The sequence below is a fragment of the Candidatus Enterococcus moelleringii genome (assembly GCF_017377575.1).
GTDB lineage: Bacteria > Bacillota > Bacilli > Lactobacillales > Enterococcaceae > Enterococcus_A > Enterococcus_A moelleringii.
The window spans coordinates 1-26,762 of record NZ_JAFREM010000024.1 but is presented as its reverse complement, the minus strand read 5'-3'; the positions used below and the strand labels follow the sequence as shown (position 1 = coordinate 26,762).

Here is a 26,762-nt window from a genome sequence, read left to right as displayed (position 1 = left end):
AACAATAATTATGAGGTGAAGTATATGAATGCAGAGTTTAGTCACAGGTATCTAATTGTCAATGAAGTGTTAAATGCAGTGACCCATGGGATCGCAGCCATTTTAAGCTTAGTCGGGTTTACTTTTTTACTGGAAAAGGCCACGACTAATCTTGATTATGTCTCCTTTACCATTTACGGCATTTGCTTGTTTGTACTATTTTTTGCCTCCACTTTGTATCATAGCTTGATATTTACTAAGGCGCGGAAGGTTTTTCAAGTCTTTGATCATTGCTCCATCTTCCTGCTGATTGCTGGAACCTATACGCCGTTTTGCTTATTGCGGATTAAGGGAACCTTGGGGATCGTCCTCTTGGTGGTGATTTGGGCAGCAGCGGTGGCCGGCATAATTTACAAGAGCCTGACCTTAACCAAACAGAGCAGTGTGTCCAAGATGTCGACGATTTTATACAATGTGATGGGCTGGGCAGTAGTGATTGCTTTACCGGCTTTATATCAAAGTGTCGGGATTAAAGGTATACTTTTATTAGTCGGAGGCGGACTTTCCTATTCAGTTGGTTCGTTATTCTATAGTATGAAAAGCAAGAAATTTACTCATGTTATCTGGCATCTGTTTGTTATCCTAGGTGCTTTGTTGATGTTCTTTGTGGTTTACCTTTATTAGCAAAATAGCAAATAAAAAAATCCGTTCAGTGAACGGATTTTTTGTTTGCTTATTTACTTGCTTCTTTTAAAACAATTTCATAAGCTTCGATTTGAGCATATAAACGTTGGATTTGAATTTCGTTTTCAATGTAGTTGATTGAGTTGCCTAAGCTTTCAGTGCGGTGGTCTTCCAAACGTTCTACTTCTTTTTTTGCTTCGATTAATTTACTGTTTACGAATTGTTCCATGATTACTCACTCCGTTTCTTTGTCTACCTCTAAACTAGCACTTCTGTTTAAAAATTACAAAAATTGAGCTCGGAGTCGAGAGGCTAGAGATAATCATCCTCGGAAAAATCGGTGTTTTCGTAGGTCCCGTTTTGGCCGAAATATTTATTGTAGCGTTGTTTGAATTTACGGAAGGTAAAGACTACCATTAGCTTGATCATGGAATAAATCGGAATCCCGAAAATGACACCTACCAAACCTAATAAATCGCCCATTACTAGTAAAACGATCAGAATCGTCACTGGATGAATTTTCAACCGGTCGCCCATAACCCGTGGCACCACTAGATCGCCATGTAGCATTTGCACGGCGAACCAGACAAACACAAATTTCACCACCATAAAGGAAGAATCCTGAAAGGCGATGAACAGCCCCGGGAAGAAAGCAAGAAAGGCTCCAATATATGGAATAATACTTAAAATTCCCGCCGCAATTGCGATCACTGTCGCAAATTCCAAACCGATTATTAAGAAGACCACCCAATAAATGGCTCCTAACAACAAAGATGCGATGACCTGTCCTTTTAAGAAGGCCCCCAGCTGTTGATTGGCAACCTTGGTCAGCTCCTGAGCATCATGGCGAAAACGGGGCGGCACAATCGCCATAAAGGCTTGGTACAGCTTTTGCGGATTCTTGATTAAGAAGAAGGCCACAATCGGTCCAGTGAACAAGGTAATCGCCACAGTAGACACCGCCGAGAAAATCGTTCCAATCCCTTTGGCACCTTTTTGCCAGTTGTTGACGATAAAGCTGCTGAAATCCTTGACGATACTGTTGAGGGAAGCCATCGCATCGTCTGATTGCGCCGCAAAGGGTGTGTTGTCTAAGAAATTCTGGATCGTTTGCTGGAAATCATTGAAGAAGCCCGGCAGCTGATTAAACAGGTCGACCGCTTGCCGTTCGATAATGGGTCCCAGCTGAAATCCGCCAATCACTAGGGCGCCAAGAATCACCACATAACTTAGGGCAATACTCAGACCGCGAGACAGGCCTTTTTTGCTGAGAAAATTGACAATCGGATTAAATAAATAATACAGCAGCAAAGCAAAAACCAAGGGCGGCAGTACAGTTGAAAAAATCACCACAAAAGGATGGAAAATAAAGGAGATTTTATTCAACAGGTAAATCGTGACTGACAAAAGGGCCACCAGCCCAATTAAATAGTAGGAAGTTTTCCCGCCAAAAAAATTGATTAAAGGCGACTTTGAATCATTTTTCACATGAACACCTCTTTTTTTATAGTAAGTTAACACTAGTATAACGAAAGAAGGGCAGTGTGTACACGTGAAAGTTTCATCTTATTTTCAGAATTTTAGAAAACAAACGAGATGTTGAAAGCGGTTGTATTTGTGGTATATTTAAAGAGTAGTTTTATGCTTTACTTATATCATAAAAAAGGAGCTGAACGTATGAATTCTTACATTATGTCGATTGACCAGGGGACCACTTCATCACGTGCAATTATTTTTGACAAGGCTGGTAAAGAGGTAGCTTCATCGCAAAAAGAGTTTAAGCAATATTTTCCTCAACCAGGCTGGGTGGAGCATGATGCAAATGAGATTTGGAACTCGATTCAATCGGTGATTGCTGGTGCTTTGATTGAAGGCGCATTGAAGCCGGATCAAATCGCCGGGATTGGGATTACCAATCAACGGGAAACAACAGTTATTTGGGAGAAAGAAACTGGATTGCCGATTTATCCAGCGATTGTCTGGCAATCCAAACAAACGAGTTACATTGCCGATGAGTTAAAAGATGCCGGTCATTCAGAAATGATCCAAAAGAAAACCGGGCTATTGATTGATTCTTACTTCTCTGCAACCAAAGTGAAATTTATTTTGGACAAAGTAGAAGGCTCAAGAGAACGGGCGAAAAACGGCGAGCTGTTATTCGGTACCATTGATACTTGGCTAGTTTGGAAGCTGACAGGCGGCAAGGTGCACGTAACAGATTACACCAATGCCAGCCGGACGATGCTTTACAACATTTACAAGCTGGAATGGGACGATGAAATTCTGGGCTTATTGGATATTCCGAAAGAAATGCTGCCGGAAGTTAAATCCAACTCAGAAATTTACGGCTATACTGAAGATTATCATTTCTATGGCAACAATGTACCAATCGGCGGCATGGCGGGTGACCAGCAGGCAGCTTTAGTTGGGCAACTGGCGTTTGAAAAAGGTATGGTTAAGAACACTTACGGTACCGGCGCCTTTATCGTTATGAATGCTGGTGAAGATCCAATCTTGTCAGAAAACGGCTTGTTGACCACCATTGGTTACGGCATCGATGGCAAAATTACGTACGCGTTAGAAGGAAGTATTTTCGTGGCTGGTTCAGCGATTCAATGGCTGCGGGATGGTTTGCGCATGTTCAAGACAGCACCAGAATCTGAAAACTATGCGAAACAAGTAGAAGACAGCGGCGATGTGTATATGGTACCAGCCTTTACCGGCTTGGGTGCACCATATTGGGATCAAGAAGCACGGGGCGCGATCTTCGGCTTAACTCGGGGAACTACGAAAGAGCATTTTATCCGGGCAACTTTAGAATCGTTAGCGTATCAAACAACTGACGTAGTAAAAACAATGTCGAAAGATTCAGGTACTGATATTAAATTACTGCTGGTAGACGGCGGCGCTTCGAAAAATGATCTATTGATGCAATTCCAAGCAGACATTCTGCAAACACCAGTAGAGCGGGCACCATTCTTAGAAACAACTGCGTTAGGTGTAGCTTACTTGGCTGGTTTAGCAGTGGGCTATTGGAAAGACATTGATGAAATCAAGAAATTCAAAGAAGACGGCAAACGTTTCGAACCAGATATGCCGCAAGAACGGACCGATGATTTGTATAAAGGCTGGCAGGAAGCTGTTCAGGCAACTATGCAATATAAACATCAGCCGAAAAGGTAAAAAAAAAAGCTAGTTAAGTGATTTTTACTTAACTAGCTTTTTTAGGTACTTCTCCTTAATAAACTCCGCAGCATTCCTCGCACCATCTCCGTGGAAGTCTTCCGCTAATTTAGCCGCCTTATCTTGATAGCTTTCCGTCTGAATCTCCGTGATTGCCTGCTGCAGCTGTTTAGCAGAAAAGGGCTTAGCTTTCAAACGAATCCCATTGCCATAGGCTTCGCAGTACTTGAGATTCATGGTTTGTTCCTGCTGCAAGCCGTAGCCGATAAAAGGTTTACCGGAAATACAGGCCGTTTGTACCGTTCCTTCGCCGCCGTGAATAATCGAAAAACTCAGGTAAGGCGCCAGCAAAGGGGCCGGCAGTAAATCGGTAATCATAATCGAAGTGTTTTGATAAGCGGCGATCTCTTCCACGGATAAATATTGCTTGATGGGCGCCAGCACAAGAAACTTCGCAGCCTTTAAAACACTCAGAATATTTCGGGCCAGTTTGGAATTGCCAGAGCTTCCTAAGGCAAAATAGACGATTGGCTGCTGGTTCTGCTGGGCCGTTTTTAAGGTTGCCTCTAAATCAGGCGGCAAAGAATTCGCCAATTGAGCGAAAATCGGTCCGACATTGTGATAATTGGCAGGATAATCTTGCCAGCTGGTAAAGTCCCGGAAGGTGGTAATCAGATTTTCGTCGCCATCCAACAGCTCAATGCTGTATTTAGGCAATGCCAGCTGATAATTTTTCGCTACGTCACGAAAGGCTTTCGGCTTCCAGGTGATTTTTGACATCAATGAATCCACTGGCGTCTGGGCATCATTTTCCAGCTGTGGTCGCGACAGGGCGTAAGGCTTCACGTAAACCAGCGGGATTTTGGCGATGCGGGCACTAAGGAAAATCGTTACGTTGGTGCCGGTAATCGCAGCGACCGGCTTTTGCTCCTTCAAAAATTCCAGCTCACTTTTGACCCGAGCGGCAACTAATTCAGTGGTAAAAGGATTCTTGATCCCTTTCATCTGATCCAGTTCAATGATTTGTCTTTCCTGTTCCTTCGTCAACACCGGCGTCAGTAAGGTAAAGGGAAAGCCGTTCTTGGTAATCCAAGCCGCATGGGTAGTGGAAAAACCGAAAAACTGGCAATTGCAGGAGGTCCGCAGCTCTTTGGCCACTTCGATCATGCGGGTGGTTTCGGCTAGATTAAAGGTTGCTGGGGCAAAGACGATGGTTCGATTGAACATAGCAGGCTCCTTTTTGACAGTATGGGAAGTATAAACTTTCCACAATTGAAAATGTTATAACGATCATGTTGATGATGTCCGGCTTCACAAACTAGCTTGCCAGTTCCACTTTTCACAGTTCGAAAAAGCTGGTTTATCAGATAATCAAGCTTTAACGAGTATCATGTTTGACCCGCTTAGTGGAATGGTATGCGTACGAGAATAAAGTGAATTTTTGTAGAAAATTCAGTACCGTATTAAGGAGCTAGCTTTGTCGGCATTAAGCGAAAAGCTGAACGAGTTTGCGAAGCCTTTCTTAGAAAAAATGCGCATCCTCTAAGAAGATGCGCAGGTAGTATTTATTTGCGAAGGTCGTCTAAAAATTCGGTTTTCCCGGCGGTTTTTTCGTCCTTCATTTTGATGACGCGGGCTGGTGATCCGGCCACAACTGCTCCGGCAGGCACGTCTTCAGTGACGATAGCACCAGCAGCAACAACAGCATCTTTGCCGACGCGAACGCCTTCTAATACGACGGCGTTGGCACCAACTAGTACGTTGTCTTCGATGATTACAGGAGTGGCACTAGGTGGCTCTAAAACGCCAGCTAAAACCGCACCAGCTCCGATGTGGGCATGTTTACCAACGGTTGCGCGAGCGCCTAAAATCGCGCCCATATCGATCATGGTTCCTTCGCCGACAGAAGCGCCAATGTTAATGATGGCACCCATCATGATGACTGAGCTGTCGCCGATTTCAACCCGATCGCGAATCAATGCGCCTGGTTCAATACGGGCATTAACAGTCGTGATGTCCAGCATCGGTACCGCTGAATTGCGGCGATCGTTTTCGATGTAGCTTTCAGTAATTTTTTCTTTTTGTTCTTCCAATAAAGCAGTTACCTCAGGGGCATTGCCAATCCAGATCCAAGCGTGACCTTGACCGAAAATTTTGACTTTATCGCTTTTGACACCGGCTAAGTCGCCTTGTACATAGGCTTTAATCGGAGTCATTTTTTCTGCGTTTTTAATAAATTTTGCAATTTCATATGGATCGGTTAAGTTCTCGTGGGTCATTGTCTTCCTCTTTCTATTTCTCGTCAATTAATTGTTCCATGTCATATAAACCAGCAGATTTCTGGCTGACATATTTAGCTGCTTTCACCGCACCGTTAGCAAAAATATTGCGGGAAAGAGCCAAGTGATTTAGTTCGATGATTTCGTCTGGTCCAGCATACAACACGGTGTGTTCGCCGGGGATCGTTCCGCCGCGAACCGCGTGGATACCTAATTCAGACAAAGGATTGCTTAAATCGTTGCCGTGACGGCCGTAGATATAAGTTTTCTTTTCCTTTACCGCATCGTTGACAGCATCCGCCAGCAGTAAGGCTGTTCCGCTAGGAGAGTCTTTTTTCTGGTTGTGATGCTTTTCAATGATTTCCACATTGAAGTCGTCTTCCAATAACGGCGTAATTTCGCGAATCGCTTTGGCTAATAAATTAATACCAATCGACATGTTGGCCGAAAAGAAGACGGCCGTTTTTTCGCTGGCTGCTAAAAGCCGTTTTTTAGTGTCTTCCTCTAAACCAGTTGTGGCAACTACCACCGGCAGTTGTTTTTCGACACAGTAGTCTAAAACAGCTGGCGTCGCTGTGTAGTGGGAGAAGTCGATAACGACATCCGCTGCTACATCGCAATCTGCCATGTTTTGAAATGTCGGAAAGTCGGCGGAAAATTCCTCCCGGTCAATCCCTGCAGCAATCACCATATCGGCGTCACCGGCGATCATTTCTTGTAAAACGCGGCCCATGCGGCCATTGGCACCGTTCAAAATAACTTTTAACATCTTAAACCTCCAAACCGTAAGCGGCCATTTCTTTTTTCAAGCGCTCAACCGTTTCAGGCTGGGCATCACTTAATGGCAGACGGAAGTTTGGATCGATTTTACCTAAAAGTCCAACGGCTGTTTTGACTGGAATCGGGTTAACTTCGCAGAACAATGCGTGAATTAACGGCAATTGCGCCAATTGCATTTCGCGAGCTAAATCGTAATTACCATCTAAAGCAGCCTGAGCCAGTTCATGGGTTTGTTTTGGCGCGATATTGGCAATGGTTGAGATTACCCCTTTGCCGCCTAAAGCCATTAACGGCAGAACTTGATCGTCGTTGCCAGAGTAAACCGCAAAGTCATCAGAGGCTAAGCGACAAATGTCCGCAACCTGCGCAATGTCGCCGCTGGCTTCTTTGATCCCCACGATATTTGGAATAGTGATCAATTTTTCAACTAGTGCAGCCGAAAGGTTCATGTTGGTACGTGATTGCACCGAGTAAAGAATAATCGGCAATTTCACGCTTTGGGCGATTTTTTCATAATGCAGGAATAAGCCAGTATCGGATGCTTTGTTGTAGTAAGGCGTTACGATTAATAATGCATCGGCTCCCACACTTTCTGCTCCGGTAGATAATTCGATGGCATGGTTGGTGTCATTGACGCCTGTGCCGGCGATAATCGGCACGCGGCCGGCAGCTTTCTTAACTACTGCTTCGATGACGCTAATATGTTCATGATTGGCTAACGTAGAGGCTTCACCGGTGGTTCCGCACGCTACGATTGCATCTGTGCCTTGTTCAATTTGCCATTCAACGAGTTCGTCTAATTTCTTATAATCAACCGCCCCGTCTTCTTTCATTGGTGTAACTAACGCGACTGCTGTACCTTCAAAGATGCTCAAATAAAACACTCCTTTATTTGTGATTTAAAAGGATAAAAAAACTTGAAAAGCGATGGATAATCCTTTAGTTAATCGAATTATATACTAAATCATGAGAGTGTGTCTATTTGTTTTCTAATCCTTTTTTCTTAATTGAATAAAAACGCAAGAAATTCGGCGTGAAAAGCGGGGTTTATGCAGGATTCGCGAAATGTATCCGTGACGGTGGAATGATGCAAGTGAAGTTTAAATATAGTAAAAAGCCAAGGCTGTTATTTACAGCCTTGGCCTAGTTTGCGGGAAATCGAATTGAAACTTTTCAGCAAATTCTTTCAAATTGTAAAATTTTGCTGTATTTAGTGGGTTAGAGGGCACTGATAATCGCTAATTTCTGTTATATCCAACAGTTTTTGCACTTTTTTGCGGTATTGCAACGGCGACAAACGATACTTTTCCTTAAAGCATTTGCTGAAATAGGCGGAGTTGTTGAAGCCGCACTGAAAAGCAATCGAGGTAGCCGGCTGATCGGTTTGAAAAAGTTTCACCGCTGCCAGCGCTAAACGGGCATCTTTCACATAGTGACTGAAGGATAAATCCGCCAAGTAAAAAGCTTTTTGCAAAGTACGGACGGAAGTTTGGCAGAAACGGGCCGTTCGTTCAATCGATAAAGTAGTGTCCCACAAATAGGAACGAATATAGTCAGCCGCTTGATTCACTAACTGGTCGTCGGTTGAATGTGGTGATGATTGCAGTACCCATTCCCCCAACAAACTAATTAGATGGTGCAAGATCAGCTTGTTTTCTTCCAAGGAGGCCGTGGGAAACTGCTCCTCAAAGGTAAAAATACTCTCCAGCAGGAAACGCCCCATGCCTTGTGAAGCATCTAATATTTTACTGGCAGCGGCGGGGCCCAGCAGGTTGCGGTTGTGGCCATTTTTTTCAATAAACAGATTGATGCTCTCAGTGGGCTGCAGCCGATCGTAGGTACTGATGGCATTTAAGTCGAAAATACCAATCGTATAATCCGTCAGCACACTGCGATTATTTTGGCTGGCGTGGATCTCGTGTCCCTGGCGAATAAAGCGCAAACCTAAATAATCCTGGGAAGAATCGGGAACCCGGGTGAAAATTCCTTGTGAACGATTGACCAAGCTATAGGTTAACACGGTATTATCCAGCTGATGAATGTGAGAAGTGGTCAAGCTGTCGGTTTGTTGACTTTTTATGGTATAGCGAAAATTCAAGTGAGCCAGTCCGTCTGAGTAATCCTGCGCCTTGGAAAAGCGCTGACAATGATGAGTCATGGGTCTTTGCTCCTCTCGCGTGATTCTTATATTGCCGCGGCGTGAAAGTGATAGTTTTTTCTAACCGGCCACGTATACTTTAAGTATAACGATTGATAGGGTTTTCACAAGTGTTTTTCGCCATGCTGGAATGAATTGTCTTAAGAACATTTTTAAGAGGAGGAAGCTGTATGGAAACAAAGTATCAAGCATTATTTTCACCGTTGAAGATTGGACCAGTGGAGGTGCCCAACCGGATTGCCATGATGCCGATGGGGGTGTTCTCCCCTAGACTGTTGAGTATGGAGACGATTGCCTACACGAAGGACGGCGCGGATTATTATATCGAGCGGGCTAAGGGCGGCACCGGCTTGATCATCACAGGATTAATGCCGGTGGTGGCCAATATGGGGTTTTGTATTTTGAGTAATCCGGAAGGTTATGTCAAGGACATGAAGTATTTGATGGACGGGGTGCATGAAGCAGGCGGCAAAGTGTTTGTTCAGTTGACGGCCTTAACCGGGCGGGCGAACCATGGACTAACCGGGATCACACCAGCGCCGGCACCGATTCAAAACGTCTGGGACCCGACTAAAACTGACATCGGCATGACCAAAGAAGAGATTCATCAATACGTGAAAAATTTCGCTGATGGTGCCAAGCTGGTGCAAGAGGCTGGCGGTGACGGCGTAGAAATTCACGCGGTTCACGAGGGCTATTTGCTGGATCAATTTGTCATTTCCTTCTTCAACCGTCGAACCGATGAATACGGTGGCTCGTTGGAAAATCGCTTGCGGATTATTAAAGAAATTGTGGAAGCCATCAAGGAAAAATGCGGCGCCGATTTCCCAGTTTCTATGCGCTACAGTGTGAAAAGCTATGTGAAGGACTTCAACCGCGGGGCAATTCCGGGAGAAGAGTTTGAAGAAAAAGGTCGCGACTATGAAGAATCTTGGGTAGTGGCTAAGAAATTGGAGGAGTTCGGCTATGACATGCTGAATTGCGACAACGGCAGCTACGATTCTTGGTTCTGGGCGCATCCGCCAATGTACATGCCGAAAGCCTGCAACTTAGACGACGTGATGAAGCTGAAAGATGTGGTGGACATTCCGATTGTTTGTGCCGGACGTTTCGACGATCCTGAGCTGGCAAATAAAGTAATTGAAGAAGGCAAGCTGGATATGATGGGGATGGGGCGGCCGTTGTTGGCTGATCCTGAGATTGCCAATAAGTTTGCAGCAGGCAATCTGTCAGATGTTCGACCATGTATTTATTGCCACCAAGGCTGTTTAGGCCGGATTTTCCAAGGAAAAGATATTTCCTGTGCCGTAAATCCTGCCTGCGGACGGGAAAAGAGCTATGCGTTGACTCCAGCTGAAACGGCGAAAAAAGTCTTGGTAGTCGGCGGCGGAATTGGCGGTATGGAAGCTGCTCGCGTAGCAGCAATTCGTGGTCATAAAGTGGATCTGATGGAGAAAACCGACGAATTGGGCGGTGTGTTTGTGGCAGCCGCTACACCAGATTTCAAAGAAGACGATCGGGCGTTGCTGGATTGGTACAAGAAACAAATGACCGACTTAGGGATCAATGTCCAAATGAATACCGAAGTGACGGAAGCTATGACGAAAGGCTACGACGAAATTTTCGTGGCTACCGGCGCCAACGAAAGAAAACTGGAAACGCCAGGCTTCGACAGCGACAAGGTTGCCTATGCGATTGATGCCCTGAAGAACAAGGAAATTACCGGCGACAATGTGGTAGTAGTGGGCGGCGGCTTGACCGGCTGCGAAATTGCTTACGATCTGGCCCGCAAAGGCAAAAAAGTCACCATCGTGGAAGCCAGCGAAACTATCATGAATGCTTTCGGCCTATCAGCAGCCAACTACAACATGATGATGGAGCTGTTGGACTACTACAAAGTAACCGTCATCAAGAATGCGGTGGTGGATAAATTCGAAGAGGGCAAAGCCTATGTGACAGAAACGGTCAAAAACTATCCAAACGTGGCCAACCGGGCACAGCACATGTTTGCGCTAGGTGTACAAGGCATGCCAAAGGTTCACGAAATTCCAGCCGATGATATTGTAGTTTCAGTAGGCTATCTGCCAGATGACAATTTGTATCAAGCTATCAAAGGCGATAATGTGTACTTGATCGGTGATGCCAAGAAACCAACCAACGTGATGGATGCGATTTGGGCAGCTTACGAAGTGGCCATGAAAGTGTAACTATACTATAGAAGAAACGCGGATCAATTTGCGGGTGAAGAGGGGAATATTCCACCTTTTCACCCGCTTTTTTTGACGATTTTCAAAAGTTCTCCCTCTACGCTAGACAATCTCCTCATTTGTACTATAATATTAGAAACTATCAATATGTTTCTAATCGAAAAAACATTTCTCCATAATTTGAAAATAAAGGATGATACGATGATTGATCTTGAGATCCAGGAGCTAGAGGAATTTGTCACCACCATGCGACGGGAATTGCATCAGATCCCAGAATTAGGCTTGGAAGAATTTGAAACTGCTAAGTACATTCGCGAAAAATTGGCGTCATTTGGCATCACCGAAATTATAGAAGTGATCAATACCGGAACGATCGCGGTGATCCGCAGCGAGCGCCCCGGCAAAACGATTGCCTATCGCTCTGATATCGATGCATTACCGGTAGCGGAACAAACCGGCTATGACTTTGCTTCGAAAACACCGGGGAAAATGCACGCCTGCGGCCACGATGGACATATGTCTACCTTGCTAGGCTTTGCGGCTTATTTAATGAAGCATCCGGAAAAAGTGCGAGGCACGATTGTCCTAGTTTTCCAACCCGCTGAAGAAGGGCCGGGTGGAGCACAGCTGATTGTGGATACCGGTGTTTTGCAGGATTTAGGCGTAGATGAAATTGTCGGCTTGCACGTCTTCCCCGATTTGCCTGCGGGAAAAATTTCTTGTCGTCCTGGTCCCATGATGGCCCGCAATGCCGAAGTAACAATCAAGGTGAAAGGCCTCAGCTCTCACGGTGCGCAGCCGCAACAGGGAGAAGATGCGATTGTGGCAACTGGCGGAATTATTTCCGGCTTATCCAGCATTTTGGCTCGCAATATCAGTCCGCTGGACAATGTGGTGCTGACCTTTGGCACGATTCACGGCGGCGAGGCCATGAACATCATCGCCCAAGAAGTTGTTTTGCATGGCACGATGCGGGCTTTTGATGACGCAGTGTATGATGAAGTGGTGCGTCGGGTGGAGTTGATCGCCACCGAGATTGCTCGCGGTTACGGCTGTGAAGCAGAAGTGATTTTCAATCATATGTATCGGGTGGTGGACAACGACCCTCGCATGGTAGCTGCGCTGGAAAAATCAGCGGCGGATTATTACGTGGAAACACCGCCGTATTTGATCGCGGAAGATTTTTCTATGTATCAAACGGTAATGCCGGGGATGTTTTTCTTCTTAGGCATTCGCGATGAGGAAAAAGGGTATACCTATCCGCTGCACAGCGGCAAAATGAAATTTGATGAAAAACATTTATTACTAGGCATTCAAACATTTGCGAACTTAATTGAAGCCCTAAACGAAGGAGAATAAAATGGACATGACAGTAGAAAACGGCCACCTTTTGTGGGATGGCTGCGACACAGTAGAACTAGCGAAAACTTACGGTACGCCGTTATACGTTTTCTCCCAAAGTATTATTGAAGAACGCTGCCAAGAGCTGCGCCAGGATTTTGTCGATAAATACGACAACGTGCGGGTAGCTTATGCCAGCAAAGCCTTCTCAACAATGGCGATGATGAGAATTATCGAAAAACAAGGCTTCTCTTTAGAAGTACTTTCTGACGGCGAACTGCACACTGCCTTAAAAGCCGGCTTCCCGGTAGAAAAAATCGAAATCAACGGCAACAACAAATCCATGGCAGAATTAGAAATGTCGATTGATCATGGCGTGGGCCGCATCATTGTGGACAGCCTGCAGGAAGTGGACCGAATTTCAGCCATTGCCAAAGAAAAACAAAAAACAGTCAATGTCCTGTTCCGCATTACGCCAGAGGTGAATGTCAATACCCATTCCTTCATCTCAACTGGACAGAAGGATTCAAAATTCGGGATTCCGATTAACGAAGACATTTTGTTCCCGCAGGTGGAAAAAGCTATTAACGCAGAAGGCATCAATTTCCTAGGCTTCCATTTTCATGTGGGCAGCCAGCTGGATGACAACAGTGCGCATCTTGGGGCAGTGGATATTGCCTTGGATTTAGTTCAAGAAGTGAAAAAACGTCTGGATTACGAAGTCAGCGAGTTGAATTTCGGCGGCGGCTTTGGTGTTCGTTACACGGATGAAGACATTCGTCAGCCATTTGCTTATTTCCTTGATCCCATGATGGAGAAGGTCTTGGCCTTTTGCGAGAAAGAAAATTATCCGCAGCCAGCAGTGGTCATCGAACCAGGCCGCAGTATTGTGGCGGAAGCAGGAATTACCCTGCATACGATTGGTGCGATTAAAGAACTACCAGGTATCCGCAAATACGTCAGCATCGACGGCGGCATGACCGACAATATTCGCCCAGGTTTATACGCTGCCAAATATACCGGTGTCTTGGCCAACAAAGCCGATCAGCCAGCCGCAGAAAAAGTCACCATTTCTGGGAAAATCTGCGAAAGCACCGATATTTTGGTGAAGGACATTGAACTGCCAACCGTTGAAATCGACGACGTTTTTGCGACGTTCTCAACCGGCGCTTACGGCTACTCCATGGCCAGCAACTACAACAAGCTATTGATACCAGCTGTTGTTTTGGCCAATAAAGGGCAGGCGAACGTGATCGTCAAACGCCAAACCCTGGATCAATTAATCGAAAATGAAGTGATTCCTGACTCACTAAAATAAAAAGGAGCGACAAATGAAGATACCCTTTAACAAAATGCAAGGTGCCGGCAATGATTTTATTGTCGTCAACAATATCGAATTAGGCTTGACCGGCGAACAACTGAGCCAGCTTGCTAAACAAACCTGTGCCCGTCGCGTGTCGGTGGGGGCAGATACCTTGATCGCCATTGAAACGGCCAAAGATGAGGGTGATTTTTACGCTCGTTATTACAACTCTGACGGATCAGAAGCAGAAATGTGCGGCAACGGTGCCCGTTGTGTGGCCCGTTTTGCCTACGAAACCGGCTTGGCTCAAGAAGAAATGGTGATCGAATCGATTGCTGGCGATGTACCCGCTCAGCGTTTAGACGAACGAATTTATCGCGTGCAGCTGAATTCGCCAGCGGTATTCAAAGAAGACGTGGTGCTGCAAGTAGAAGGTCGCGACATCACAGTGGATTATGTGGAGCTGGGCAATCCCGGCATTCCACATCTAGTGGTGCATTATCCCGACTTGGCTATGACTGAGCTGGAAACGATTCTCGATTTAGGTCGCGAATTGCGCAACCATCCCGCCTTTGCCAAAGGAGCCAACGTCAACTTTTATGATATGCTGCGGGACGGTCATGTGGTGGAACGCACTTATGAACGAGGAGTAGAAGATTTCACTTTAGCCTGCGGCACCGGTACCGGTTCAACTGCTTATGTGCTGAATAAAAAAGGGTTAACCCCAAATAATCCAGTCAAGGTGGAGGTCTTAGGTGGTCAACTGCAGGTCAACGTGGAAGGCGAAAATCTCTTCTTGATCGGCGATACCAACCGCATCGTGGAAGGCACCATTATCGACGAAGATTTACATTTATAATAGAAGCAAACCGCTGTGTCGAAAAAAGACACGGCGGTTTTTTTGGTGAATTACCTTATTAACCCGAATTTTTATTTTTAAAAAAACATATTGAGGAACTTGTAACTCCTTAAAAAAATAGAACCCAAATCACCGGCGAAATGATTTAAACTGTAAGTACAGAGAGAAAAGATGGGGTGGTTGAATTAAGGTGCATACTCATAGCCGAGGATCACAATGTAACGCTTTCCTTAGCCACCCTGCAAAATCCAACTAATTATGTTCTTTTCTTTTCCTTATATACTCTTCGAAAAATGCCTCCTACAGCTCAGATGGGAGGCATTTTTCGTGTCCAGAATTAAGCCAGCTCACGCGAAAAACCAACAACATTTTCCTATTGCTGGTTTTTCCAGTTTACAAGTCAAGGCTCAAAACTAGCCACCGCCTTCTGCAGCTCGATGCGGGTGCTTACCTCTACCTTGGAGTAAATGTTGTGAATATGGGTTTTCAAGGTACCTTGGGAAATGTACAGCTTTTCCGAAATCGCCGAGGTGGGTTCATTTTGTACGATTAAGTACAGCACTTCCCGTTCCCGGGGTGTTAATTTGTATTGCTGAGAAAATTCGCTGAGATACAGCTTTTTTTCCGCTGTTTCTGGCGTTTCTTGCTGGAAAAAACTGCGAAATGACGGCAGCGACCAATGCAAAGCCGCAAAAGCAAACGCCAGCCACAAGATATTTTCCGACAAACTGCGCCCCTTGATGGCAATGTCACTGTCGTAAAAAGCCGAAATCTGAGAAATCGTCAAGGAATCCTCAATAAAAATCGTAAAAATCAGCACTAAAAAAACGATCAGATAAGGGAAATAACGGCTGAGATCCTTCTTCTCCGCGGCATCCTTGGTGCGATGGTAAAACAGAAAAAAGCCGCCAATAAAGAACAGCCGATAAAATTGGCGAATCGAATAGAAAATCCAGAGATACATTTGAATGTCAGAACGAGGCAAGGAAACCAGTTCAATCAGCACAAATGGAATCAAAAATGCAAAGTAAGGCCGCGGCCTTTTGATATGAAAAATTTCCAACAACAGCAACAAATCCAACCCTAACGTTACCGTTGAAATGATAATCCGCAGGGCACCTTGCTGAATAAATCCCATCAGTAATTCCGGGGATTGACTTAAGTTGATGTAGTCGATGAACGAGACCTCAAAAATATTTAAACAAATGATCAAGCAGGCATACAGCGCCTTTTTGTCACGGAATTTGAAATAAGTAGCAGAAAGTGGAAATAAAATAAAAGCTTGTAACAGAATTAGGACCGTGGTTAAAATATAGATAATTAAATTCACGAAGAATCACCTCCAATTCAAGTGTAGCATAATCGTTTTTCTTAAGAAAGCGCTCTCCGTCCAAAAAGAGCCGAAACCCTATTAGAACAGCATCAAACCACGAGGATTAGGCGGTCTATATCTAAAGGTATAGAAGAAATAATCCTTTTTTTGTAGTTTAAACTCGGTTGAAAACGATTACATTAGAAGAGTAGAAACAAATCCCAGGTATTAATCTATTAAAAGAAATCGAGGTGAAGGTTGAGGGAATTGAAGGGGTAAGTGAATGCATGTGAAAAAAGGAAAGGAAGTGAAACACGTGGATGCAACTGAAGAAAAGATGGAGAATCAAGAGGATCGCGAGTTAGGCACGAAAAAAATTCTTCCATTATTTGCCAAGTATTCCATCCTGACATTAATTGGGATGCTAGCTCAGGCCATCATGGTTATTTTGGAAGGGCTAGTGATCGGCCGCGGTCTAGGTGAGGCCGGTTTAGCCAGTGTGGGAATTATTATGCCGTTGGAATATTTGATGCTGGCGCTGGGGGGCTTTTTCGCGATTGGGATTTCCACTATTTGTGCCATGCGTTTAGGGGATGGTGACGAGGAAGGTGCCCGAAGAGCTTACGGACAAGGCTTATGGTTCAGCCTGATTTCCAGTGTCGTAATTGCGGTAATCATTTTTCTGTTTGCCGGAAGTGTGGCTACTTTATTGGGGGCAACACCGGAGCTGCACAGTGACATTGTGCTATTTATTCGTTTGTTTATGTTTGGCTATCCGTTTTGTATTGTGGGACACGTGGTAGTGTACATCGCACGGGTGGATGAAAAACCGTCGATTGCTACCTGGGCTATGACAATTTCAGCCATTTGTGCAATTATCTGGCTGTATGTCAGCGTCTTTATTTTGAAATTAGGCATCGCCGGAGCGGCGTTATACTATGCTTCATCCATCGGAATTTGGGGGTTATTTCTGGTTTACTTTGTGGTTAGTCCGAAAACCATCTTCAAATTTCATCTGTCAGACTTAAAATTCGAACCCAAACTATTAATGGATATTTCTAAAATAGGCTTTCCCTTTATGCTGGTTCAGGCCTCCAGTACGATTTTCACGATTGTGCTGAACAACTTCTTAGGCAGCTACGGCGGTGAGCTGGACATTGCAGCTTTTGCAGTCATCAATAGCTACATCATTTATATTTTGATGCTGATTACCCAAGCGGCGACGGGGGGACAACAGCCGATTGCCAGCTACAATTATGGCGCGAAAAAATTAAAACGAGTGATCGAGCTGATCAAGGTCAGCTTTGCGGCCAACGTGATTGGGATTTACCTGCTGGCAGCCGTGGCTTTCCTATTTTCAGAACAGCTGGTGAGTTTCTTTGTCGGCTCCGGTTCAGAATTGATTCCATTAGCCGGAAAATACACCAAAGTGGTGGTATCATTTGCGGCCTTGGGCTTATCGGCGAATTTGATGTCGGCCTATTTCCAAGCAGTTGAACGAATTCCCGAATCAACCATTTTAGGCATTTGCCGCTACATTGTGTTCGGTGTGCCGGCCATCTTCATCATGGCGAACATGCTGGGAGTTACCGGGGTGTGGTATTCTCAACCCGTTTCCGATATTTTGACCTTTGTATTGACTCTGTTTTTGACTTATCGGGAAATTAAACGATTGAAAAAAATGGATAGCGAACTTATATAATAGAAGAAAGAAGGAGAAAAGATGCGCAAAGCAGATAAAATTATCTTAAGCAAAGCCATTTTCAACGGCGTTTCCGAAGAACTAATTGATGGGATGGTGGCGATTAAGGGCAACGAAATTGAATACGTTGGTGATCGCGATAAGCTGGAAGAATTAAAAGGTCCAGACACCGAAGTAATCGATGCCGGCGAAAAATTAGTCATGCCGGCTTTCAACGATGCCCATATCCATATGTACATGTCAGGCATTTATGCATCACCGCTGGTGCACGTAAATTTCACCGATACCAGTGCTAAAGAATGTGTGGAAGGCTTGAAGGAATTGGCCGAACGCACTGACAAAGACAAATGGTTGATCGGCGCCGGCTGGTACCATACCTTGTGGGATGAACCGGTTCTGCCTACGAAAGATATTTTAGATGAATATTATCCTGATCGTCCGGTGTGCATGGTTTCTGCCGATGCCCATACCTTATGGGTGAATACCAAAGGTTTGGAAAAATTGGGAATCACGGAAGAGTCAGTAGCTCCTCGCGGCGGGACCTATGCGAAGGATGAAAATGGCGAATTAGTCGGCTTGATTCAAGAAAGTGCGGCCATGTCATTGGTACCGAAAATTTACGATTTTGAGTTAGATGAAGCGAAAGGCATTTACCTGAACTTCATGAAGATTTTGAATTCTTACGGAATTACTATGACTTCGGATGTGTCTATGATGTCCGTGCCAGGCGCCGACTTTGTGCGAGACGATATTTACGAAGAATTGTTAAAAGACGATGCCATGACTGTTCGGGTGAACATGTTCCCAACCTTGATCAAAGATTTGTCACGGGCCTACGATCTGCGAGATAAATTCGATGGCGAAATTGTTCGCTGCCAAGGGGTTAAACAATTTTTCGACGGGGTATCTTCTACTCATACAGCTTACTTGAAAGACGATTATTCCAACGCCCAATTTGAAGGTGATCATGGGTACCCAACGATGAAAGTGGAAGAAATGGAAGAGCTGATTTTATGGGCCCATAAAAATGATTTCAGTGCTCGTGTTCATACCATCGGCGATCAAGCGATCCATTGTCTGATTGATTGCATTGAAAAAGCCAATGAAATGTACGGCAAGAAACCATACCTGCATCATACATTGGAGCACTTGGAAAATATTCAAGAACCGGATATCCAACGCTTAGCCGATAACGACATTATTCCGTCTTGTCAGCCAGCCCATTTAATGATTGATCCAGCCGGGATTGAATTAGATTTAGGCCAGGAACGGATGCAATTCATGTGGGCCTTCCGCTCCATGTTGGACGCCGGCTGCAACTTAGCTTTCGGAACTGATTCGCCAGTCGTTGGCGTGAATCCATTTGAAGGCTTGTATAATGCGGTAACCCGCAGCTCCGCTTTCACCCAAGAACCAAAAGGCGGCTGGGTACCAAAAGAAAAAATCTCCTTGTTCGAAGCTGCTAGGGCTTATACCTATGGCGCAGCTTGTGCTGCTTCCCGTGAAGATCGCATAGGCGTTCTAACCCAAGGAAAATTAGCCGACATGATTATTCTTGATCGCAACATTTTTGACAAAGAACCAGAAGAGCTGCTGGAAACCAAAGTGGACATGACTTTGATGGATGGCGAGATTGTTTATCAACGATAGAAATAAGGAACCGATTCGGCGAGGGCTGGGTCGGTTTTTTTGTTGTTGGAGTGCATGATTGGTACCGGACGCTCGTACTCACTGATTATATAATAGAAGAAAAATTTCGATATGATTAGACCTACCATAAGAATAAGCTTGTTTGAAGTTTACTTTTTTGAAGGACTAGTCTCAATCTAATTGTAGATTGACTAACAAAAAATGATAGTAGATAATAAAGGAGTAACTAATTCAAGTGCAAACGTATTAGAAAGTAGAACTAATGCTAAAAAGTCTGGAGGAAGGTTATGTCTGAGCTAAACAAATATTTCGGTGAAAAGTTTTACAACCCTGAGAAAAAAACTCCTGCTAACGAACAAAAAATCATTGACCAAAAAGCCCGCGAAATCCAAAATGCTTTAGCATTCCTAGGTCGTGATCGTAATTATCTAACTGAAAAATATCAAGTAACAAGTGATTTAACAGATAACTTTCTTTTAGGAAAAGTAACAGACGAACAACGAGGTGATTTCGAAAAAATATACTATGAGGTTACCCTGGATGCACGAAAAAAGAAAAAGATAAATGAAAGCCAATTATTGGCAACTGTCTTGCAGCGAGGCAACTACTTTGATAATAAATTGTTCTACAAATTGCTGAGGTCAGTCTTAACCATCAGCCAACTGGAACTAGCAGAAACTTTGAGAATATCAGTAAGCAAAGTACGAAGCTGGGAACAGGGAACGAAAAAGCCAGATGAACATGATCAATTGTTTTTATATGATCTTATCCCAATTAAAGTGAAGGAATTGGCAGGATTTTATGAAACCAAAACAGTTTCTAAAGCAATCATCGATTACGATAGGATCAATCAATACAAAAAGATATTTTTAAAATCACCTCCGCTGACTAAGAAAAAATTTATTATTGATTCTCAAACGCGACAGCAGCTGACCGATCCCCATATAAAGATCATTCGCGAGGATCATCCGATAAAAAATACCATACGAGAAATGGACGAAATGTTTGAGTATGTCAAAAAAACACAAGAACCCAAAGGATAGAATGATTGAAGCTGTTTCCCAGAGTTCTCTTCCTGTGGGTTTTTCTATACCCAAAAACCACCAAATCAATCGGTTGCTCACGATTTAGTAGTTTATGATATACTGAATTATAATCATACAAAATGAGGTGACGGGATGTTCGTAGGCAGAAAGCAAGAACTGGCAGAGTTACAGGAACGACTAACGAGTGACCGCTTTGAATTGGTACCAATTTATGGTCGACGTCGAGTAGGTAAGACTCGTTTGCTGGAAGAGTTCATGGCAGACAAGAAAGCCATTTATTTTAGTGCCGATCAGTTTGGCTCAGAAATAAACTTAGCAAATTTAAGTCAGGCGATTCATAGTTTGATTTCACCAGAAGCACCGATGGAGAATTTTTCTAATTTTGAGGATGCCTTTAAAGCTGTAGCCGATATCGCCAAGGCATCAGAAGCACCGCTCGTTTTTATTATCGATGAATACCCGCAGCTGGCAAAATCCAGAGATGGGATTGCAGCTATTTTGCAAAAGGTAATCGACGATAATTATCAGGAAATCGATAATCTGTTAGTCATTTTGACAGGCTCGCAAGTTGCCTTCATTGAAGAACAAGTTCTCGGCGGGAAAAGTCCGTTACACGACAGCATCACCGGAAAGATAAAATTACTTCCATTAAACTTCGCGGAAGCTCATGCACTACAGCCGCGGATACCGAAGGAAGTCTTCATGACCATTTACAGTTTGACTGGCGGCATTCCGTTGTACTTAAATATGCTGGATGATCGCTTGTCCTTGAAGGAAAATATTCTGACCTTTGTTTTGCAGAAGAACACTTTTCTATATGAAGAGCCGGGCAATTTGCTAATGCAGGAATTGCGAACGCCGAATCGTTACAACGACATCATTGCTGCAATTGCTGGCGGTGCTGCCGAGGTCAGAGAAATTGTTGCCAAGACCGGGATTAACTCTGGACCGTTGACCAAATATTTGGAAACCTTGATTGATTTGGAGATTGTTGAAAGAAAAATGCCTTTGTCAGAAATCGGGAAAAACAAACCCACGTATTGGATTTCAGACGGCCTGTTTCGTTTCTGGTATCGGTATGTACCTAAGTATAAAAACTTTATCGAGAGCGGGCACACGGAATTCATCTGGGAAAAGATCGCCGCTGATTTATTGGAGTTTACCTCAATAACCTTCGAAGACTATTGTCGTGAATGGATACTGTCTCAAAACGGCAACCAGCGCTTTAGCTTTATAATAGAAGAAACAGGTTCCTGGTGGGGCAACAAACCTGGCAGTAAAACCAAAGGCGCCGACTTGGAAAAAGTCGACATCGTTGGTTTAGGTGAAGGAAACGACAACCTCCTGCTAGGGGATTGTCAATGGCGTAACGAAAAGATCGATGTATTAGTTGCTGAAGAATTGCTGGAGCGCAGCAAGTTATTTCCCAATCCTAACAAAGAGCTGGTGATCTTCTCCAAAAGAGGTTTCACTAAGCAGTTGAAGGAGTTTGCCACTGATCATTCGATCCGATTAATTTCATTAGCTGAAATGTAAACTCTATACTCGTAATTTAGTAGATCGTAAGAGACTGAATTACGAGTGAGTGAAAATATTAGTTGATTGAAAACAATCTGAACCGAAGGATTTACTCCCGGCCTTTTACCTTCTTCCCTATAGGTGGTATAATGACAAAAAAGGCAAAGAAGGTGTTATCATGGCATTTTTTAAAGAAATTGGAGAAGCAGTCGGCGCAGTGCGTGGCGGAATTATTAGCGGCGTGGCAAATGTAGCAGCAGAATTAACCGACAGTGATGACTTACGTGAAATCAGCAAAGTAACTTTTGAGCGCAACAAAGCCGTGGGCAAAGTGATCGGTCAAACGTTAGACGGTGTGGCAAATACAACTGTAGGCACTATTGGCAAACAAAGAATTCGTCGCGATGATGGCTTGGAAGACTTGACTGAAGCATTAGAAACAACTAAAGATGGTGTGATCAATACCATTAACTTTACCACCAAGCAAGTGGGTGAAGTGTTGGATGGTGTCAAAGTAAACGACAGCAAAAAAGTCGCTTCTAGTGCCAAAAAGCTTGCCAAGGAATCGGTCGTTGGATTTCTAACATTCAAAAACTTTTAGCGGAGACTAATCCTAGTCTCTTTTTTTTACATAAAAACTGGACAGCAATGGAGAAGGCTGAGGTAAACTAATAGAAAAGGGGTGGTGCCTAATGACTGATTTGTACCAACAATTTGCTTATGACTATGACGAATTTGGGTCGATCGAAAGCTACTTGGGAGACGAAGCGGCATTTTTTGATCAGCTGTTTAAAGAGCACGATGTTGAAACAGTTTTGGACTGTGCCTGTGGAACCGGTCAGCATCTCTTTATGTTGGCTCAATTAGGCTATCAAGTTCAAGGATCGGATTTTTCTCAATCCATGCTGGAGGTGGCAGCGAAAAATTTGCAGGAGCAGGGACTATCAGTTCCGTTACGTCAGTGTGACTTTCGCCGCTTGGAAGAACAATTTGAAGAAACCTTCGATGCGATTGTTTGTCTCACCAACTCGTTAATCAAAGGCATGCGTTCGTGAACCGCAAGAACGGATTCGTTGGCATTAGTAGTCAGAATAATACTCCGGTTCCCATCATCAAATCGTTTATAAAACCCAGCAAGATACAAAGCCTTCCCCGTACTATTTTGGAACAACACTTTCTGCTTGTTGGAATCCCACTCGTAAAAGCCTGTTGCAAGAAAGACACAACGATTTTCCTTGAAGTCATGAGCAAAAAAAGGTTTCTCCAAGACCGTTTCAGACCGGGCATTAATAAGCAGCTGCTTTTTAGGAGGCAGTTTAAAGCCCCAGACCATGCTGCGGGCTTTGACTTTGTTGGTGCCGTCATTGACTAACACAGCTGCTTCTTCTGAGTGGAAAATGTCGTCTTGTTTATAATGATAGCCGTTTTTCTCTACATTTTTGATAATTTCCTGAAGCTCCTCTTCCTCTTGAAGCGATAGTTTTACCCGTCCACACATATTTGACGCCTCCTATTCAATCCAGCTGGCTGTTTGGTCAAAATCTTCAATGAAGGACAAATCAGATTCCAAATAATAATAGATCTCTTTTTCCTCTGAGATTTCAAAGGGATCCCGTTCTTTGCGGTAATACTTCTGTTCTGCTCTTTTTTGATCCTGTTTGAACAACTCGACTTTGAACCATTTTTCGTCATAGACCACCTGGATATTGCGGATGTCGTTCCACAAAATCCATTCATCGCCGATTAGCAATTCATCCTCACGCAGATATCCCTTGAAATCACCAATCACCGAATCGGTTTGGCGCCCGAATTTGTCTTTGCGGTTTAATTGAACCGAAACCGGCTTTTGAAATTATAGGCCTCAGTCAAGGCTTCATCGATTTCCTGCTGACTCATCTGGGGCAAAATCGGAATATCCTTTAGAGCTTCTGCGCGATTTTTTTCGATGCCTTTAACCAGCTCGTCCAGGCAAAAGCCGTGACCCATTTCATAAATCCGCGATCGTGGTAGTCATTGTACTCCTTGAATTTCTTCTCCGTGCGCTTAACCATGAGACTCACCACTTTCAATTCCCGCCATGCCGCCAGCATGACCAGCAATTAACGAAGAACGGGCAATCGCTCGGCCGCCCTCCAGCAGGCTCACCGCATGAACGATGGATTTGAAGCTGAATTTTCCGCGGATGGTATCCACCACATGTTCGATCTTGGCCTGATCCACCTGTTTATCGAAATCTTCAAACAAATTCAGCTGCAGGGCATCGGTATAAATCAGTCCACCCGTATTTACCCCAATGGTTCGAATGTCTTGATACTTATAATGGCGGTCGAAGATTTGCTTCAAATACTGATTGATCTCCTTAGAGGAATTCGTCGCCGGCACCTTCATCTGTTGGTGAAAGCCTCGTTTGCCGTCCTTATCCAGATAGCCTGGGCTGAAGTCGCAAAAGAGGCTAATCACCTGGTCCTTAGCGCCGCTTCGTCTAAGGCGAGTGGACACCTGATCGGCCATTTCCAATAGCTAGTTCCAATTGTGATCGGCTTGGAAGAAAAATAAAGAATGTAGCGAAGTAAGTTCTTTTGCTGAAGCACCAAAAGTAACAGTTATCTTTAGTAATTGTCTGGTGAGGCAGTTGCAAAGGTGACTGTTTTACTACTCATCGTTTTCTCAAATCAGTACAAAAAACCACCTAGCCGATTCTAGTTTAAGATGGGGTAGGCGGTTTGCGTATACACAGCTATATTTGTTTTGATGGATGGTTAAGTTGAGTGATAGTCATTGTACTTAGTGATAACACCTAACGAATCTCGAATGGATAGTTCACCCAAATATTTCGCTTCTTCTAAAAGATTCTTGAAAGGATAGATTCTGACATCTGCGATATTAGCATAAGAAACTAAATTCGGATCAAGTCCTGCAACTTCAGCATCTTTAATTTCATACAGAATTTTTTTGTAAAAATCTTGTTTGCCTTTAGCATTGAATTTTTCTTTGAAAGAATAAACTGCTAAAACGTATTTTTCAAGAGACAATTCGGTTGAATTATTCGCCAAAATGATAATTGGATGTGCCTTTTCACCACTACCGTCAGAAAATTCTACATAGGTTTTGTAAACAGATAATCTATCCAAATTTGTGAAGCTCCTTAACATGAGCAGGAATATCTTCTGGATAAGAAAAAGTTCCATCTCCATTGTTGATCATTTTGATTGGCTGATTTTTTGGTTTCACCATCTTAGGAAGCTGGATATCAGAATCGTTATCAGAGATTAATAAATAGACTAAATTTTGAAGACCTTCTTCCAGAGACTGCCCGTCTTTAGCGAAAGTGTCTTTTATTTTTTTCTCTTCCTCGGGTGTTAGGTCTAAGTTAATTGTAGTCAAGGATATTTCCCCCTTTATTGGCCCGTCTTATCGTCTAAATGAACAGGGAATTTATATGAATCGTTTACAGCGATTGCTTATTTCATCCTGAATTATAGCACGGAAACATTGTTTTATCAAAAACTGTAATGCACTTACAATCTATATGAAGCCTAAGTAGGCGAAGAACCAATAAGCAGAAGCAAGAAGCTGTGGATATACACCGTTTCGTGTTTTTCTTATGTTTAGTTAAATGGGAAATGCAAGTATTGAGAGCAACTATTTTTGCAAGCAAAGTGCAAAATGTTTATCGTATCACGTGAATCTAAACTTGATAGTCTCAGCTACTTCAGTCAACGGCGTGATCGTGGCTCTTTTTATATTGGGTATTTTGCATTTCCTTCACCTGTGGGATGGACAGACCATTAGTTTTTGCGGTCAGATCGATAAACATTTTTTTCTTCAGCATGGAGTTCGCTGCGTTAAATGGCTGCTTCTTTGCGATCTTGTTCAAATTCTTCCTCCCAAGCGTAACCTCAGCAGCTTTAATCGAGAGTGCCTTTTGCCTCCTAATTTCGTAAATAAGGAAATCATTTTTCTCTGGAAAAATGAATCTGATTCTCATCATGAGTACCATTCTACTATGATCTCGTCACAGTATTTGGATTTAAAATTCTCAATTAATTTCCAACGTCTAATCACTGCAAAAAGTAGAACTGGCATCCTCTGCTAACAAATAAAAATCGGTTTTCTTCTGAGCTTCCTTCAAATAATCCGGGGCGTCATCGGGCACTTCACCAGTCTTGAAAAACTGCTGCCAAAGATAGGCTGCGCTATTTCGGTCAATATTCTTATTTTTCAAACTCATGAAGCATAGTATAATAATTTCCTCTCCATTGTGGGAGCGCATTAACTTATAGGTGTCCAAATCCAGTATGCCGAACTTGCGAATCGCCGGCCCATCCTTCTCAAACAAGTGGAAATCTAAGATATTAATTCCATAAGCCGGACGCAGGGCGGAAAAATTATTGCTATTGATAAAATCTTCCATCTCTTGATTACCTAGCGTACTGCGGAAGGCCTCAAATAAATAGAATAGAGCCCGCTCAATAAAATAATCGTGAGACTGGATTTGCATCTCGATCGTCACGTGGCTGCCATCTTCCGTTTCAGCTAAAATATCGACTTCGGTACGCATCAATTCTGGGTCTTCAGCGAATGCCTTCTTATAGCTGTCAATATGATACGTCTCTCGTGGCTTCAGGGTCTTGAATTCTTTGCCCAGAATATCCCGGACAAAGGCCTTCAAAATGTGGGTGGAATCTTTAGAGCATAAAAGCTTGCGGAACAGAAGATCCATTGTAGGCAATACTTTTATTTCTTCTTTCATCTTCTTCT

General features: G+C 43.7%; 27 protein-coding genes and 1 pseudogene. 12 read left to right on the top strand and 16 right to left on the bottom strand.

The genetic code is table 11. The features are described from left to right. The first annotated feature begins 24 nt into the window (after positions 1 to 24). A complete protein-coding gene (gene trhA / locus JZO70_RS14835) occupies positions 25 to 663 on the top strand; it encodes a PAQR family membrane homeostasis protein TrhA (protein ID WP_207674450.1) in 639 nt (212 codons plus the stop codon). 49 nt (positions 664 to 712) lie between these two features. Here trhA and JZO70_RS14830 read toward each other — a convergent pair whose 3' ends face one another. Both JZO70_RS14830 and JZO70_RS14825 read right to left on the bottom strand, forming a co-directional pair. Further along, a complete protein-coding gene (locus tag JZO70_RS14830) occupies positions 713 to 892 on the bottom strand; it encodes a hypothetical protein (protein WP_207674449.1) in 180 nt (59 codons plus the stop codon). A gap of 83 nt (positions 893 to 975) precedes the next feature. Then, entirely contained in the window at positions 976 to 2,151 is a 1,176-nt protein-coding gene (locus JZO70_RS14825) for an AI-2E family transporter (RefSeq protein WP_207674448.1), read from the bottom strand. 189 nt (positions 2,152 to 2,340) lie between these two features. On the opposite strand from JZO70_RS14825, the gene glpK reads away from it, so the two are divergent. Next, a complete protein-coding gene (gene glpK / locus JZO70_RS14820) occupies positions 2,341 to 3,846 on the top strand; it encodes a glycerol kinase GlpK (RefSeq protein WP_207674447.1) in 1,506 nt (501 codons plus the stop codon). Between the two features lie 24 nt (positions 3,847 to 3,870). Here the strand turns inward: glpK and JZO70_RS14815 are convergent, their stop codons facing one another. From JZO70_RS14815 to JZO70_RS14795, 5 genes are all read right to left on the bottom strand, one after another. Further along, the gene (locus JZO70_RS14815) at positions 3,871 to 5,073 is read right to left on the bottom strand and encodes a glycosyltransferase (RefSeq protein WP_207674446.1); all 1,203 of its coding nucleotides are present in this window, start codon (positions 5,071 to 5,073) and stop codon (positions 3,871 to 3,873) included. Positions 5,074 to 5,411: 338 nt separating this feature from the next. Continuing rightward, positions 5,412 to 6,125 (bottom strand): 2,3,4,5-tetrahydropyridine-2,6-dicarboxylate N-acetyltransferase, encoded by a 714-nt coding sequence (gene dapD, locus JZO70_RS14810; protein WP_207674445.1) that lies wholly within the window; start codon positions 6,123 to 6,125, stop codon positions 5,412 to 5,414. Between the two features lie 13 nt (positions 6,126 to 6,138). Continuing rightward, positions 6,139 to 6,894, bottom strand: a complete 756-nt coding sequence (dapB, locus tag JZO70_RS14805) for a 4-hydroxy-tetrahydrodipicolinate reductase (protein ID WP_207674444.1) — start codon at positions 6,892 to 6,894, stop codon at positions 6,139 to 6,141. Between the two features lies 1 nt (position 6,895). Then, positions 6,896 to 7,780, bottom strand: coding sequence for a 4-hydroxy-tetrahydrodipicolinate synthase (gene dapA, locus JZO70_RS14800; RefSeq protein WP_207674443.1), 885 nt, complete (start codon positions 7,778 to 7,780; stop codon positions 6,896 to 6,898). A gap of 335 nt (positions 7,781 to 8,115) precedes the next feature. Continuing rightward, positions 8,116 to 9,063, bottom strand: coding sequence for a helix-turn-helix domain-containing protein (locus tag JZO70_RS14795; RefSeq protein ID WP_207674442.1), 948 nt, complete (start codon positions 9,061 to 9,063; stop codon positions 8,116 to 8,118). Between the two features lie 170 nt (positions 9,064 to 9,233). Between JZO70_RS14795 and JZO70_RS14790 the strand changes: the two genes are divergently transcribed. From JZO70_RS14790 to dapF, 4 genes are all read left to right on the top strand, one after another. Further along, positions 9,234 to 11,270 carry an FAD-dependent oxidoreductase gene (locus JZO70_RS14790; protein WP_207674441.1) on the top strand — a complete coding sequence of 679 codons (2,037 nt, stop codon included), beginning with the start codon at positions 9,234 to 9,236 and terminating at the stop codon, positions 11,268 to 11,270. A 201-nt stretch (positions 11,271 to 11,471) separates the two neighbouring features. Beyond that, positions 11,472 to 12,629, top strand: a complete 1,158-nt coding sequence (locus JZO70_RS14785; protein WP_207674440.1) for a M20 metallopeptidase family protein — start codon at positions 11,472 to 11,474, stop codon at positions 12,627 to 12,629. 1 nt (position 12,630) lies between these two features. Further along, entirely contained in the window at positions 12,631 to 13,929 is a 1,299-nt protein-coding gene (lysA, locus tag JZO70_RS14780; protein ID WP_207674439.1) for a diaminopimelate decarboxylase, read from the top strand. 13 nt (positions 13,930 to 13,942) lie between these two features. Continuing rightward, complete coding sequence (gene dapF, locus JZO70_RS14775) at positions 13,943 to 14,773, top strand: diaminopimelate epimerase (protein ID WP_207674438.1); 831 nt, start codon at positions 13,943 to 13,945, stop codon at positions 14,771 to 14,773. A 400-nt stretch (positions 14,774 to 15,173) separates the two neighbouring features. Here dapF and JZO70_RS22720 read toward each other — a convergent pair whose 3' ends face one another. Next, complete coding sequence (locus JZO70_RS22720; RefSeq protein WP_207674437.1) at positions 15,174 to 16,103, bottom strand: LuxR C-terminal-related transcriptional regulator; 930 nt, start codon at positions 16,101 to 16,103, stop codon at positions 15,174 to 15,176. 265 nt (positions 16,104 to 16,368) lie between these two features. Between JZO70_RS22720 and JZO70_RS14765 the strand changes: the two genes are divergently transcribed. The 6 genes from JZO70_RS14765 to JZO70_RS14740 all read left to right on the top strand — a co-directional run bounded on the left by JZO70_RS14765 (position 16,369) and on the right by JZO70_RS14740 (position 23,056). Continuing rightward, positions 16,369 to 17,787, top strand: coding sequence for an MATE family efflux transporter (locus JZO70_RS14765; protein WP_207674436.1), 1,419 nt, complete (start codon positions 16,369 to 16,371; stop codon positions 17,785 to 17,787). 21 nt (positions 17,788 to 17,808) lie between these two features. Next, a complete protein-coding gene (locus JZO70_RS14760; RefSeq protein WP_207674435.1) occupies positions 17,809 to 19,437 on the top strand; it encodes an amidohydrolase in 1,629 nt (542 codons plus the stop codon). A gap of 287 nt (positions 19,438 to 19,724) precedes the next feature. Further along, the gene (locus JZO70_RS14755; protein ID WP_207674434.1) at positions 19,725 to 20,480 is read left to right on the top strand and encodes a helix-turn-helix domain-containing protein; all 756 of its coding nucleotides are present in this window, start codon (positions 19,725 to 19,727) and stop codon (positions 20,478 to 20,480) included. 135 nt (positions 20,481 to 20,615) lie between these two features. Continuing rightward, positions 20,616 to 22,019, top strand: coding sequence for an ATP-binding protein (locus JZO70_RS14750; protein WP_207674433.1), 1,404 nt, complete (start codon positions 20,616 to 20,618; stop codon positions 22,017 to 22,019). A gap of 160 nt (positions 22,020 to 22,179) precedes the next feature. Next, entirely contained in the window at positions 22,180 to 22,602 is a 423-nt protein-coding gene (locus tag JZO70_RS14745; protein ID WP_207674432.1) for a hypothetical protein, read from the top strand. Between the two features lie 91 nt (positions 22,603 to 22,693). Beyond that, positions 22,694 to 23,056 carry a class I SAM-dependent methyltransferase gene (locus JZO70_RS14740; RefSeq protein ID WP_207674431.1) on the top strand — a complete coding sequence of 121 codons (363 nt, stop codon included), beginning with the start codon at positions 22,694 to 22,696 and terminating at the stop codon, positions 23,054 to 23,056. Here the strand turns inward: JZO70_RS14740 and JZO70_RS14735 are convergent. From JZO70_RS14735 to JZO70_RS14700, 8 genes and pseudogenes are all read right to left on the bottom strand, one after another. After that, on the bottom strand, positions 22,960 to 23,499 hold the full coding sequence (locus tag JZO70_RS14735; protein WP_207674430.1) for an SOS response-associated peptidase: 540 nt from the start codon (positions 23,497 to 23,499) through the stop codon (positions 22,960 to 22,962). The genes JZO70_RS14740 and JZO70_RS14735 overlap by 97 nt on opposite strands. A gap of 12 nt (positions 23,500 to 23,511) precedes the next feature. Further along, the gene (locus JZO70_RS14730; RefSeq protein WP_207674429.1) at positions 23,512 to 23,751 is read right to left on the bottom strand and encodes a hypothetical protein; all 240 of its coding nucleotides are present in this window, start codon (positions 23,749 to 23,751) and stop codon (positions 23,512 to 23,514) included. 74 nt (positions 23,752 to 23,825) lie between these two features. Continuing rightward, the gene (locus JZO70_RS14725; RefSeq protein ID WP_242703965.1) at positions 23,826 to 23,987 is read right to left on the bottom strand and encodes a hypothetical protein; all 162 of its coding nucleotides are present in this window, start codon (positions 23,985 to 23,987) and stop codon (positions 23,826 to 23,828) included. Positions 23,988 to 24,044: 57 nt separating this feature from the next. Further along, a pseudogene (locus JZO70_RS14720) lies at positions 24,045 to 24,515 on the bottom strand (DinB/UmuC family translesion DNA polymerase); the annotation flags it as partial. A 245-nt stretch (positions 24,516 to 24,760) separates the two neighbouring features. Next, entirely contained in the window at positions 24,761 to 25,132 is a 372-nt protein-coding gene (locus tag JZO70_RS14715; protein ID WP_207674427.1) for a hypothetical protein, read from the bottom strand. After that, positions 25,125 to 25,385 (bottom strand): hypothetical protein, encoded by a 261-nt coding sequence (locus JZO70_RS14710; protein ID WP_207674426.1) that lies wholly within the window; start codon positions 25,383 to 25,385, stop codon positions 25,125 to 25,127. The genes JZO70_RS14715 and JZO70_RS14710 overlap by 8 nt, the downstream gene beginning before the upstream one ends. Positions 25,386 to 25,713: 328 nt before the next feature. After that, positions 25,714 to 25,878, bottom strand: coding sequence for a hypothetical protein (locus JZO70_RS14705; RefSeq protein ID WP_207674425.1), 165 nt, complete (start codon positions 25,876 to 25,878; stop codon positions 25,714 to 25,716). Between the two features lie 180 nt (positions 25,879 to 26,058). Further along, entirely contained in the window at positions 26,059 to 26,754 is a 696-nt protein-coding gene (locus JZO70_RS14700) for an Rpn family recombination-promoting nuclease/putative transposase (protein WP_207674468.1), read from the bottom strand. Between the last annotated feature and the right edge of the window lie 8 nt (positions 26,755 to 26,762).